This window comes from Acinetobacter sp. BY419 (assembly GCF_019038395.1).
Taxonomy (GTDB): Bacteria; Pseudomonadota; Gammaproteobacteria; order Pseudomonadales; family Moraxellaceae; genus Acinetobacter.
The window spans coordinates 151145-164899 of record NZ_JAGFXZ010000002.1 but is presented as its reverse complement, the minus strand read 5'-3'; the positions used below and the strand labels follow the sequence as shown (position 1 = coordinate 164899).

Here is a 13755-nt window from a genome sequence, read left to right as displayed (position 1 = left end):
CTCAAAAATTAGAAATAGACTGGTATTTCGCTGATCCTTATAGCGCTTGGCAACGAGGTACGAATGAAAATACGAATGGCTTAGTCAGACAATACATTAGAAAAGGAAGTGACTTGAATCAATATACAGATGAATACATTTCAGAAATCACTGACCGTATAAATCATCGTCCAAGAAAAAGACTCGGCTTTAAAAGTCCGAGTCAGGTATTATGGCAACAACATGGTGTTGCACTTCAAATGCTAATCTAAGGACTTATAAATAGTTCTTTTTATTTTTCACATAAATAGTTTTATACTTCTTATTTAAAATATAAATAATAATTGTTATCATTCTCATCAATTACTTCATAAGTTTGTAAATAGAATTTTCGATGATGAATAGTCCGAATATGCATGCTATAGCGACTGGAACAGTTACTGCACCGAGTCCATCAAGCAAAAATAAAGTCAAAGCAAATATGCTGGCTTATCGTGGGATGATTTTATATCGCTTTATTCTGGCGGGTGTCGGCGGTTATCTCCTTGCCTCGCTGGTAACCATTGTGATTGCCCAGTTATTTATGGATGCTGGAAGCAGCGCAGCCATGTCGGCCACCCTGATTGGTTTTAGCTTAAATACTGTAGCTTTTATCTGGGTATTTATGGTGAATAAGACCATGAAAGCCACGCTCGGGATCGTGATTCCCAGTGTTTTGCTCTATATCACCTATAAATTCCTAGGAAATTAGAATGAGAGTAGATGCAAAACAAGAAGGTCCACGCCAGTCGATGTCGTGGTTGCATACTTGGGCCAGTCTGATTTTAGGATGGCTTTTATATGCGATCTTCTTGACCGGAACCTTGAGTTTTTTCCAGAATGAAATCAGCATCTGGATGAAACCGGAATTTCATCAGTCAGTCCCGCAAAAGACCCAGATCGAACAGACGCGTATGGCATTGGCTTATCTGCAACAGCATTATCCGGATGCTGGCAGCTGGGCAATCCAGCTTCCTAACTCACGCCAAAATACCACCACACTCAATATTCGCAGTGCCGGTGAAGATCCTCGTGCGCGTCGTGGCGGTACCCGCGTAACCATTGACAGTGCAACCGGCGAAGTTTTGCAAGCCCGTGAAACACGTGGTGGCTCCTTCCTATACCGCTTCCATTTTGAACTGTATGGCCTACCCCGGATCTGGGCGCGCTGGATTGTCGGTATTGCCACCCTGCTCATGCTGGTGGCGATTATCAGCGGTGTAATTACCCATAAAAAAATCTTCAAAGACTTTTTTACTTTCCGTCCGGGCAAAGGTCAGCGTTCCTGGCTAGACGCACATAATGCTACTGCGGTATTTGCCCTGCCATTTCATATCATGATTACCTTTAGCGGTTTACTGCTTCTGCTCTTTACCCTGATGCCTTGGGGTGTCAACCAGATTTATGAAAATCGTGGCGCATTTCTGCAAGATCAACGTAAGAGCTTGATTCAGGATAATAGTATTCAAACTGAATCCCGTGATGGTGACCAGCGTCGACCGCGTAGCGAAAGAGAAAGCCGTGGTGAGCGTCGCCACTCTCGGGGTGAAGCTCCAGCTGCACGCCCAGTGCCATTAACAGATCTCGCACCAGTATTGGCAACAGCCGAGAGAGAATGGGAAAATAATCCGGTTGGTACAATTAACATTATTCAGCCAAATACCGCTAAAGCCGAAATTGAGCTTCGTGCCTTAAATGGAGTCAGTGTGGCTTATCGTAGTGTTTATCCGAGTCTTGCTTTCAATGGCGTGACAGGTGAATTAAAGCCGGATCAAACCACACTGAAAACGCCTTCAGTCGCAAATGGTATTTATAATGTATTCACCACATTGCATGAAGCACGTGGCGTGGACTTAGCTCTACGCTGGTTATTGTTCATGTCAGGTATGGTGGGCACCTTAATGATTGCGACCGGTTTGATTCTATGGTGTGTCAAACGTGCCCCGCAACAACAGAAACAAGGTTATAAATCTTTTGGTTATCGTCTTGTCGAAGTGACCAATATCGCTGCCATTATTGGTTTACCTATTGCCTGTGCTGCCTACTTTTATGCCAACCGTTTTATTCCGGCAGACATGGACATGCGTCTAAACTGGGAAATTCGTAGCTTCTTTATCGTCTGGTTGTTGACGTTGCTGTATGCCATGCTTCGTAGCCATCGTCAGGCCTGGCTAGAGCTGCTAATGCTTGCAACTGTGGCATTCGCATTGTTGCCAATCGTGAACTTCCTCACCGGTGGACAAGCAATCTGGAATAGTATCCTGCATGATCAGTGGATGATTGCTTCTTTTGATCTGGCGATGTGGGTACTTGCGATCCTGTTCTGGTTTGCTTTCAATAAAGTTAAAAACCATACAGGTTTGCCGCTTAAAAAGGCCAAAGCTGCTCTCAAGGGGAATCAGGCATGATGTTCTTCTTATTGATTTGGGCTTTAACCAGCCTCGGTTTTTTTGTGCTTGCAGCATCTATGTCCAAACATCAAAAACAGATTTTTACTAAAGAATTAGATGCCTCCAAAACCAGACTCGCCAGCATCATCGGCTGGATGATATTGATCATTGCACTGATTCTGTGCCTGTGCATTGGTACAGCCAGCAATATGATCAGCTATTGGCTTGGCAGTCTGACTTTTGCAGCATTGTTCGTGGGTTTAAGTCTGAGTTATCTGGAAAGCAAAATTAAAATGATAGTGATGATCTGTGCGCTCATCGTCTTGATTTCAGGAATCCTGTGCTTGATCTAATCATCTGATTTATCAATCTCTTTTGAAAATCTGATCTTTGGATTGGCTTTTTTGCTTTAAACCTTTTAGTCTACGCACAATATTTTTGAGATGTTGATATGACCCAGCGTGTTTCTCCCTCTGCTGTCCTAACCAATCTTGCCCTTGCAGGTAATGCTGAAGCGCAATTCGAACTGGCTGAACTGTATATGCAAAGCGAGCATGATGATGACATCATTCTGGCTGAAGAGTGGGCATTGAAAGCTGCCAATGGCGGACTGGTTGATGCGATGTACTGGTTAGGTGAAGGTTATACCGTTTATGCCAAAGAATTGGCAGAAGAAGATCCTGAAGAATCCAAAGCTCACTTTGAGTTAGCCTATTACTGGTTAAGTAAAGCCAATATCGAAAAGCACCCTGCTGCGACTTTAGAGCTGGCCGGTTTCTACCGTCGCGGTGATGTGATTGAAAAAGACGTAGAAAAATCGATTGCTTTAGTCAAACAAGCCGCTGAATGGGGCGAAGTTCAGGCCATGCGCGATCTTGCTTTTATTTATGCCAATGGTTTAGGTGTAGATGGCGATGAAGAACTAGCTGAGTTCTGGACTAAGAAAGCAGATGCTGCTGAAGCTAAATAAGTGAAAAAAGCCCGTCAGATGATGGGCTTTTTATTTAACTCCCATACTCGCCCGCTATGTGATGCAGAAGAATCAAAAGAATCTTAAAATAAAACATTCAATTTACCGTATTTATGCTGATAGGCTTTTGATCAACTAAAAGCTCAAAATACAGAAAATAAATAATATTATCTTTTTCAACTTGGCTCATGTTTAGATTCCAAGTACAATACGGCGCTAGTCGAGGGATGCTGCGACGTTTTACAGGCTGATTTTAAAAAATAGCAATGTAAAATCGCTAGGCTCGACCATCGGTCAGACATTCATTCTGATCAACAACGGCATCCGCGAACAGAACGATCCAATCTATTTTTTCCTAGGAGATCCTGATGAACGCGGTTACTGCTTCATTTACAGATTACAAAGTTGCTGATATTTCACTTGCTGATTACGGCCGTAAAGAAATCAAACTTGCTGAAGCTGAAATGCCAGCCCTAATGGGTCTGCGTAAACGCTACTCGGCAGCAAAACCACTTGCAGGCGCGAAAATTCTCGGCTGTATCCATATGACCATTCAAACTGCAGTTTTAATTGAAACTTTGGTTGAATTGGGCGCAGAAGTTCGCTGGACGTCATGCAACATCTTCTCAACTCAAGACCATGCTGCTGCTGCAATTGCGGCTTCAGGTGTTCCTGTATTTGCTTGGAAAGGCGAAACTGAAGAAGAATACATGTGGTGTCTTGAACAACAAATCAATGTAAACGGCAAACCTTGGGATGCCAACATGATTCTGGATGATGGCGGTGACTTGACTGCTGTGGTTCATGAAAAATATCCTGAACTGATTGCCAAAATCCACGGTATCACTGAAGAAACTACCACAGGTGTTCAACGTCTGCTTGAAATGTGGAAAGATGGTTCACTCAAAGTTCCTGCAATCAACGTCAACGATTCAGTGACCAAGTCTAAAAACGACAATAAATACGGTTGCCGCCACTCACTCAACGATGCGATCAAACGTGGTACAGATATGCTGTTATCTGGCCGTCGTGCGCTTGTAATCGGTTACGGTGACGTTGGTAAAGGTTCGGCTCAGTCTCTTCGTCAAGAAGGTATGATCGTTCGCGTATCTGAAGTCGATCCTATCTGTGCAATGCAAGCTTGTATGGACGGTTACGAAGTCGTATCTCCATACAAAAACGGCGTACAAACGGGCAAAAAAGAAGACGTGAATGCTGATCTTCTTTTAAATACCGACATGATCGTCACCACCACGGGTAACTATCACGTTTGTGACGCTGCCATGCTAGATACACTTAAAGCAGGTGCTGTTGTTTGTAACATCGGTCACTTTGATACTGAAATCGACACCAACTACTTACGTGGTTACAAGTGGGTGGAAGTGAAACCTCAAGTACACCAGGTGTATCGTTCAGAAAGTGAAAACGATTATCTGATTCTTCTTTCAGAAGGCCGTTTGGTGAACCTGGGTAACGCAACGGGTCACCCTTCTCGCATCATGGATGGTTCTTTTGCCAACCAGGTGTTGGGTCAAATGCATTTGTTCGCTGAGAAATTTGCTGATCTTCCTGAAGACCAAAAACAGGCAGCGATTCGTGTAGAACTACTTCCTAAGAAATTAGATGAAGAAGTGGCTGCGGCGATGGTTGCTGGTTTCGGTGGTGTGTTGACTCAGTTGACTCAAGAGCAAGCGGATTACTTAGGCGTTCCTGTTGAAGGTCCATTTAAAGCGGATGCTTATAAGTACTAATTTTTCACCCCCCTAAATCCTCTCCTGAGCGTGCTTTAAGCACTGCTTTGAAGTTCAGCACAAGAGAGGGTGAACACCCAAACTTATATAAATTGCTTCATCGTTTTCCAAAACATAAGTTCGGCTTAAACCCTGAATCATTCAGTAATGAATACCCCTCTCCCTTTGGGAGAGGTCAGGGAGAGGGTAAAAAGTATTTATAAAAAAGGATTTCAACATGTCTAAGCACATCCCAATTTCATTTGAATTCTTCCCGACCAAAACTGATGTAGGTGCGGAAAAACTCAAAGTAGTTCATCAAGAACTACAACACTTAAATCCAGAATTTTTCTCTGTGACCTATGGTGCAGGCGGTTCAACTCGCGAACGCACCCTGTCGACCATCAATGACTTTAATGGCAAAGGCGCACCTGTCGCGCCTCACCTGTCCTGTATCGGTGATGACAAAGCGCGTATTGCTGAACTGCTTGATCTGTATAAATCTCAAGGCATTGACCGTATTGTCGCACTTCGTGGTGACTTGCCTTCAGGTCAGGTTGGACTTGGTGAATTGCCTTATGCCACTGACTTGGTGCGTTTTATCCGTGAATATTCAGGTGATCATTTCAAGATTGAAGTAGCTGCTTATCCGGAAATGCATCCGCAAGCAGAAAGCTTTGACCAAGATATTCAGCACTTTGTTGAAAAAGTTCAGGCCGGTGCCAATGCAGCTTTGACCCAGTTTTTCTTCAATCCAGATGCTTACTTTTACTTTGTAGATCGTATCCAAAAAGCAGGGATTGATATTCCTGTGGCACCAGGCATTATGCCAATCACCAATGCCAGCAACCTGATTCGTTTTGCGGATGGTACGGGTGCTGAAGTCCCACGCTGGATTCGTAAGCAACTGGCAACTTATGGCGATGATACTGCCAGCATTAAAGCTTTTGGCCACGAAGTCGTAGTTAAATTCTGTGAGCGTCTGCTTGCAGGTGGTGCGCCAAGCTTGCATTTCTATACCATGAATACCACTGACCCTACCCGTCAACTGGTCACCGATCTTGGTTTAGCTTAAGCCCTTTCCTTTACCGATTTTTGAGTAGAACTGTCAATGCCACGTTTTTATATAGATGCTGATTTAACTGTTGATGTCAGCCTTGAGCTTACGGAAACTGTATTTCATCATTGGGTAAAAGTTTTACGCGCACAAGTCGGTGAACATGCAACCCTGTTCAATGGACAGGGTGGCGAATATGAGGTGACTTTAACTGAGGTGAGCAAAAAGTCAGCCACCGTGTCAGTCAATGCATTTAATCCTGCCAATCGCACACCCAAGTTTCAGGCTTTGCTCGGTCAGGTGATGAGTAAAGGCGACCGTATGGATTATGCAATTCAGAAGGCAGTCGAACTTGGAGTATCCGAGATTCAGCTATTGACTTCGGATCGTTGCGAAATGCGTTTAAAGTATGATCGTGACCAGAAAAAACTGGATCACTGGCAAGGTATTGCCATTGCCGCTTGTGAACAGTGTGGGCTGAATATCATCCCCAAGATTTTAGCCCCCATATCACTTGAAAAATGGCTGGACACCCAACTACCCCATGCCAAACTGGTTTTGGCACCCAATAAAGACGAAACAGATGTACTGGCAGATGCTACATTGGATCTTGCCCTGCTGATTGGCCCCGAAGGTGGTCTGAGTGAGGCAGAAATTAACGCCGCAAACCAGAAAGGTTTTCTTAACTGGTGTATAGGCGAGCGTGTACTGCGTACCGAAACTGCCCCTGTCGTTGCCCTCTCAATTTTAAATTATGTGCTTTAGTTCATCGAATGGGTAAAAATTTGTCTTTAATTTTGTTGATTTTTATTTTCAAGACATCTAATCTCGACTAAAGAATAACAATTACTTATTAATTGATTTCACACATTTCCTGGGTGTTCTATAACAACAATACACAAGGACGAAACCGTTTAGGATGAATACAGGCATTGAATCATATGGTTGATAATCCAGACGATTATATTCAGCAGCATTTACATGATGCTCAGATTGCGAACACGCTTCGCCATAGTCGCTATTTTTTGCTCAGTATAATGGTGGTCTGCTTTTATATTTTTTGTATTTATCACATTCAATATAGCCCTTCTAATACGTATTTTAATACTTGGTTTATTCTGACCGAGCTCCTTGTCAGCATGTGCTGGCTAGTAAGTACACTGTATTTTAAACCTGGGCAATATAACCAGAAGAGTGCACACCGCTGGTTACAGGTGCAAAGCCTTGCAGTAGGCATCAGCATTGCGGCAGGTATTTTTACCATTTACTATTATTTGCCTCAAGCCAACCCAGCCTTTGATGATATTGAAGCGCTGACCTTGTCAGCCTTGCTGCTGATTGTGAGTCAAGCCTTTGGTTTAACTTATCTAACCCAAAAACTCAGCTATTTCTGCCTGGCATTTTTACCGTCTTTACTGCCCTTTTTACTGTCACAAATTTATCAGGTAGGTCATTCTAATCCTTTCTTTGCGCTGGCTTTAAATTTTTCCATGATTGTGATTTTGCTGTGTGCGATGAGTAGTTACCGAATTCACAGCCGCACCTCACGCCTGTATGCAGAAAATGATATTCTGGTGAAAAATGCAGAACAGCAGATCCATTGGACTGATGAACTCTGTCAACAACTCAAAACTGAAGTTAATAAATCCAAAGACATCGAACTGCAATTACAGCTCAGCAATCAATTGCTGGAACAAAAAGTAAGGGAACGTACTTATGATATTGAGCAGATCAATCATGACCTGCAGAATAAGCAGCAAGACCTGGAACTTGCACATAAAATTGCCGGTATTCGCCCCTGGGACTGGAATATTCAAGCGCGCAGCATCACGCTAACCAACCATAAAGATGAAAAGATTCTGCGCAATTCCAAAGATCATCATCTGCAATTACAGCATCTGATTCACCCAGAGGATCTGGACTATTTTAAGCTGAGTATGAAACAGCATCTGCGTGGCCAGATTGAACGCTTTGATGCCACTTACCGGATCAAGCTTAGTGAAGGGGGCTGGAGTTGGGTACATGATATTGGCCGTGTCATCAGTCGTGATCCCGACAACAATAAACCTTTGCGAATGGTCGGCATCCGTCGGGATATCCAGCAGGAACGCCTGGCTCAAGAACGTTTAAAGCTGGTTGCCAGTGTACTGGAACAGGCCGCTGAAGGGATTTTCATTTTAAATCCTGATTTAGATTATATCGATGTGAATCCTCACTACCAATACCTGAGTGGTTTTGAGCGCCACGAGATGATCGGTAAATCCTTATTTGATATTGTGGTGAAAAACAAATCCCAACAACGCACTTTTCAGGCCAACATTGTCAAACAGATCCAGAAGATTGGCTCTTATGATGGAGAGGTGTATGCAAAATTTCTGTCTGGCAAAGAATCGACCTTATGGCTGCATATTAATGCTGTCACTGACGATGAAGGCCGGATTACTCATTATATTGGCATTGTATCGGATCTGACTGAACGTAAATTACAGGAACAGCGCCTGTCCTATCTGGAAAATTATGACACGCTGACCGACTTACCAAACCGCTTCTATTATAATTATCAGCTGCATCAATATCTGGTTTCACAAAAAGACTCCCTCAAAGAAATGGCTGTGATTCGGCTCAACATCGACCGCTTCCGGCCATTGAATGAGTATCTGTCTAATAATGGCGGTGATGAGCTTTTACGTCAGGTGGCGCAGCGTCTGCGCATGACAAATGCAGAAGCGCTGTTTGTTGCGCATCTGAATGGCGATGATTTTGCGATTCTCTATGAAATTTCACATATTCGCCCTTCAGTTCAGCACCATTGTGAACGCATTGCTCAGGCCTTTAGCAAACCATTTAATATTTATGGTCAGGATCATGTGATTACCCTGTCCATGGGCGTGGCATTTTATCCGGATCATGGCCGTCAGCTGGATTATTTAAATAACTGCGCCGAACAGGCATTGAACGAAGCCAAAAATCTGGGTGGCAATACCATTCATTTTTATTCGATTGAAAATGACGCATTGCAGAAAGAAGGAATTTTCCTGGAACGGGATTTGCGTAAAGCCATCCAGAATAATGAACTGATTGTATATTATCAGCCAAAAATCAATTTCAGCGATCAAACCATTTATGGCTTTGAAGCGCTAATTCGCTGGAACCATCCAGAAAAGGGCATTATCGCACCCGGCTTGTTTATCCCTTTAGCCGAACAGACCAGCCTGATTTCAGATATTGGCCGTCTGGTCATCCAGCAGACTGCTAAACAGATTCGCCAATGGAATGATCTGGGCTTTAATCATATTTGTGTATCAGTCAATGTAGTGGCGCAGCAATTACGTCGCGGTCAATTGCTTGATGATCTGGATCAGGCGATCGCAGACAACCAGATTTCAGGCGCCAGTCTGGAACTGGAAATTACGGAATCCTCTTTAATCGAAAATTCGGAAGCAGTCAAAAACCTGCTGAACGAAATCAAACAGCGACATATCCTGATTGCTCTGGATGATTTTGGTACAGGCTATTCATCTCTATCCTATCTTGCTGATTTTCCAATTGATATCTTAAAAATTGATCGTAGTTTTGTTTGCAAGATTGGGGAAAGCAAACAGGAAGCGATTGTCAGTGCTATGGTGGCCATGGGTAAAGCCATGGGTATGACGGTGGTTGCGGAAGGTATCGAGACCGAAGACCAATTAGAATATTTACGTGATTTGGACTGTGATATCGCCCAAGGTTACTTATTTTCTAAACCACTTCCTGAACAGGAAGCAACTGCCTATTTAGTGCAAGAAAAAACAGTTCAGGCTTATACATATCACGTCTAAGTCTATATTCGGCCACAATAAGTTTATTGGGAAAACGGCCGTCTTTGTCTGTCCGAACTGGTTAACAAATGGTATATTCAGGAACATAAATAAATTCTTTGCCCGCTGACCGGGTAATCTTTACAACGATCGAGAGACTGATGGACGAACAATCTTTAAAGCAACAGGCCCTTTACTATCACGAATTTCCTACTCCGGGGAAAATCAGCGTTACACCAAGCAAACAATTGGTCAACCAACGTGACTTAGCCCTTGCTTACTCGCCTGGCGTAGCTGCACCATGTCTTGAGATTGAACGCGACCCCTCAACTGCTGCATTGTATACAGCACGCGGTAACTTGGTGGCTGTAGTCACCAATGGTACTGCGGTATTGGGCTTGGGTAATATTGGTCCTCTGGCCTCTAAACCGGTCATGGAAGGTAAAGGCGTACTCTTTAAAAAATTCGCTGGCGTTGATGTATTCGACATTGAAATCGCTGAAAACGATCCAGACAAAATTGTTGATATTATTGCGTCATTAGAACCGACTTTCGGCGGAATTAACCTTGAAGATATCAAGGCGCCAGAGTGTTTCTATATCGAACAGAAACTGCGTGAACGCATGAATATTCCGGTATTCCATGACGACCAGCACGGTACTTCAATCATTGTTGGTGCTGCACTACTGAATGCATTGCAGTTAAACGGCAAAAAAATTGATGAAATCAAAATTGTGGCTTCAGGTGCCGGTGCAGCAGCACTATCTTGCTTAAATCTGCTTTGTGCCTTGGGCGCTAAAAAAGAGAACATCATCGTTGCCGATTCACGTGGCCTGCTTACCACTCAACGTGAAGGTCTGGATGAATCCAAGAAAGCCTATGTGCAAGATATCCAAGCCTCTCAGCTTGGTGACGTGATTGCAGGTGCAGACATGTTCCTTGGTCTTTCCGCTGCCGGTATTCTGACCAAAGAAATGGTCAAGGTGATGGCTAAAGATCCGATTATCTTTGCCTTGGCGAACCCGGATCCAGAAATCCTGCCTGAACATGCGCATGAAGTTCGTGATGACGTCATTATGGCGACTGGCCGTTCTGACTATCCGAACCAGGTAAATAACGCATTATGCTTCCCCTACATCTTCCGTGGTGCTCTGGACGTTGGTGCAATCACCATTAACGAAGACATGAAAATTGCCTGTGTCCATGCAATTGCACGTATGGCGCACATTGAAGCAGATGCGTCGACTTATGGCGAAAAATCAGCTTCATTTGGCCGCGAATACCTGATTCCTGGTCCACTGGATCAACGCTTGATTCTAGAAATTGCACCTGCTGTGGCACAAGCTGCAATGGATTCTGGTGTCGCGACGCGCCCAATCAAAGATTTCTCACATTATCGTCAACGTTTGTCCGAGTTTGTCTACAACTCTGCATTCGTCATGAAACCGATTTTTGAACAGGCAAAATCTGATCCTAAACGTATTGCCTATGCGGAAGGTGAAGACCTGCGTGTACTTCGCGCAGTTCAAATTGCGGTTGATGACGGTCTGGCAATCCCGATTCTGGTAGGTCGTCCTGCAGTAATTGAAGCCAATATCAAAAAATTGGGTCTACGTCTTGAAGATGGTGTAAACATCACGATTGTCGATCAGGAAAAGAACCCGAACTATGAAATGTTTGCGGACGATTACTACAACATTATGCAGCGCAAGGGTGTTACTCCTGAATATGCACAGCGTGAAGCGCGTCGCCGCTCTACCCTGATCGCAGCGATGCTTGTAAAACATGGCATGGCAGACGGTATGCTGTGTGGTACTTACTCAAGCTATGACATTCACCTGGACTTTGTCAGCAACATCATTGGCAAGAAAGAAGGTCATAACACTTTCTTTACCTTGAATGCCTTGATGCTTGAAGATCGCAACCTGTTCATTGCAGATACCTATGTCAACACCAACCCAACTGCTGAACAGCTGGCTGAAATGACCATTCTGGCGGCTGAAGAAGTGCGCCGTTTTGGTATGACACCACGTATTGCTCTGCTTTCTCACTCGAGTTTCGGTTCAGACCAGCATGATGCCAGCGCGCAAAAAATGCGTAAGGTATATGACATCCTGTCTGAAATTGCGCCTGAGCTAGAAGTTGAAGGTGAAATGCATGGTGATGCTGCACTGGATGAGAATATTCGTCAGTTTGCATTTCCGAATTCACGCTTCAAAGGTTCTGCAAACCTGCTAATCATGCCCAACCTTGATGCTGCCAATATCTCGTTTAACCTGTTAAAGGCAACTTCAGGCAACAACGTGACAATTGGTCCAATTCTTTTGGGTGCTGCGAGACCTGTGCACATCTTGACTCCGACTGCGACCACGCGTCGTGTGATCAATATGACTGCGCTGACTGTGGCAGAAATCCAGCAAGCGGAACAAGATGCTCTTTAAGCCAATGACAAGATAACGACGCATCCGCCTCGTTTCTTAACTTGAGAAAACCTCTATTCTGTAGCATGATGCTTCTAAGAATAGAGGTTTTTTCATGCAAGTTTATTTAGTAGGCGGCGCCGTTCGGGATCATTTGCTCGGACACCCCTATCACGAAAAAGATTATGTCGTCGTTGGTGCAACTCCCGCGCAAATGCTTGACTTAGGCTATCAGCCCGTAGGCAAAGATTTCCCTGTTTTTCTACATCCTCAAACAAAAGAAGAATATGCCCTCGCGCGTACTGAACGTAAATCTGGGCATGGTTATCATGGCTTTGAGTTTCATACCGATGTTAGCGTCACCCTGGAACAGGATCTGATCCGTCGTGACCTGACCATCAATGCCATGGCAATGGATGATGCAGGCCAGATTTATGATCCTTATGGCGGTCAACAGGATCTGGAAAACCGGATTCTGCGTCATGTTTCCGATGCCTTTATTGAAGATCCATTACGGGTGCTGCGAATTGCCCGCTTTGCTGCCCGTTATACCAGTGCAGGTTTTGTAATTGCTGATGAAACCATGGCGTTGATGCAGCGCTTGACTGAATCCGGCGAATTAAATGCACTCATACCTGAACGTGTCTGGAAAGAAACTTCCCGTGCTTTATCCGAACGTCATGCTGATGTGTATTTTGAAGTATTACGCCAGTGTGGTGCTTTAAAGGTGCTATTCCCAGAGATTGATGCCTTATATGGCATTCCCCAACGTCCTGAATATCATCCGGAAATTGACTGTGGTATTCACACCATGATGTCCTTGCAGCAGGCTTGTCGTCAAAACTATAGCCTGGATGTCCGTTTTGCCGTTTTAGTGCATGACTTGGGCAAAGCTTTGACTCCGGTGGAAGAATTACCGCGACATATCATGCATGAAGAACGTGGTATCCAGCCGGTGAATGAACTGTGTGACCGTTTAAAAGTGCCGACTTATACCAAGCAACTGGCTTTGGCGGTGTGCAAAGAGCATCTGAAATGCCATCAGGCGTTCAATCTTAAACCGGGAACTTTATGGCGATTATTACAACGCCTGGATGTATTACGTCGTCCTGAACGTGTTGAAGCTTTTGTACAGGCTTGTGAATGTGATTCACGTGGCCGTCTGGGTTTAGAAGATCGTGCCTATCCACAAGCGCAATATATGCTTGATGCCATACAGACTGTACGTGCTATCAAGGCACAAGACCTGCCTGCCGATATTCAGGGTCCGGATATTGGTGAAATGCTGATTGAACGGCGTATTCAGGCACTCGGTGAGCTCAAAGCCCAACAAACAGTATCCATCGAATAAAGACAAAGCACCCGAGGGTGCT

Annotated in this window: 11 protein-coding genes; all 11 read left to right on the top strand. The window is 44.2% G+C overall.

From position 1 onward, the window contains the following. A partial coding sequence (locus tag KUG37_RS01645; RefSeq protein WP_216935223.1) for an IS30 family transposase occupies positions 1 to 251 on the top strand: 251 nt, incomplete at its 5' end. Between the two features lie 122 nt (positions 252 to 373). Next, positions 374 to 730 (top strand): hypothetical protein, encoded by a 357-nt coding sequence (locus tag KUG37_RS01640; RefSeq protein WP_216933947.1) that lies wholly within the window; start codon positions 374 to 376, stop codon positions 728 to 730. A 1-nt stretch (position 731) separates the two neighbouring features. Then, positions 732 to 2426: a PepSY domain-containing protein gene (locus KUG37_RS01635; RefSeq protein WP_216940109.1), complete on the top strand. Its 1695-nt coding sequence runs from the start codon at positions 732 to 734 to the stop codon at positions 2424 to 2426. Further along, positions 2423 to 2761: a DUF3325 family protein gene (locus KUG37_RS01630; protein ID WP_216933945.1), complete on the top strand. Its 339-nt coding sequence runs from the start codon at positions 2423 to 2425 to the stop codon at positions 2759 to 2761. The genes KUG37_RS01635 and KUG37_RS01630 overlap by 4 nt, the downstream gene beginning before the upstream one ends. A 98-nt stretch (positions 2762 to 2859) precedes the next feature. Beyond that, positions 2860 to 3378: a tetratricopeptide repeat protein gene (locus KUG37_RS01625; RefSeq protein ID WP_216933943.1), complete on the top strand. Its 519-nt coding sequence runs from the start codon at positions 2860 to 2862 to the stop codon at positions 3376 to 3378. A 368-nt stretch (positions 3379 to 3746) separates the two neighbouring features. Continuing rightward, entirely contained in the window at positions 3747 to 5129 is a 1383-nt protein-coding gene (gene ahcY, locus KUG37_RS01620; RefSeq protein ID WP_216933941.1) for an adenosylhomocysteinase, read from the top strand. 217 nt (positions 5130 to 5346) lie between these two features. Next, positions 5347 to 6183 carry a methylenetetrahydrofolate reductase [NAD(P)H] gene (gene metF / locus KUG37_RS01615; protein ID WP_216933939.1) on the top strand — a complete coding sequence of 279 codons (837 nt, stop codon included), beginning with the start codon at positions 5347 to 5349 and terminating at the stop codon, positions 6181 to 6183. A 36-nt stretch (positions 6184 to 6219) separates the two neighbouring features. Next, the gene (locus KUG37_RS01610) at positions 6220 to 6930 is read left to right on the top strand and encodes a 16S rRNA (uracil(1498)-N(3))-methyltransferase (protein WP_216940107.1); all 711 of its coding nucleotides are present in this window, start codon (positions 6220 to 6222) and stop codon (positions 6928 to 6930) included. A gap of 176 nt (positions 6931 to 7106) precedes the next feature. After that, a complete protein-coding gene (locus KUG37_RS01605; RefSeq protein ID WP_216933934.1) occupies positions 7107 to 9983 on the top strand; it encodes an EAL domain-containing protein in 2877 nt (958 codons plus the stop codon). 140 nt (positions 9984 to 10123) lie between these two features. Next, positions 10124 to 12403: an NADP-dependent malic enzyme gene (locus tag KUG37_RS01600; protein WP_216933932.1), complete on the top strand. Its 2280-nt coding sequence runs from the start codon at positions 10124 to 10126 to the stop codon at positions 12401 to 12403. Between the two features lie 94 nt (positions 12404 to 12497). Further along, positions 12498 to 13733: a multifunctional CCA addition/repair protein gene (locus tag KUG37_RS01595; protein WP_216933930.1), complete on the top strand. Its 1236-nt coding sequence runs from the start codon at positions 12498 to 12500 to the stop codon at positions 13731 to 13733. Positions 13734 to 13755 lie beyond the last annotated feature (22 nt).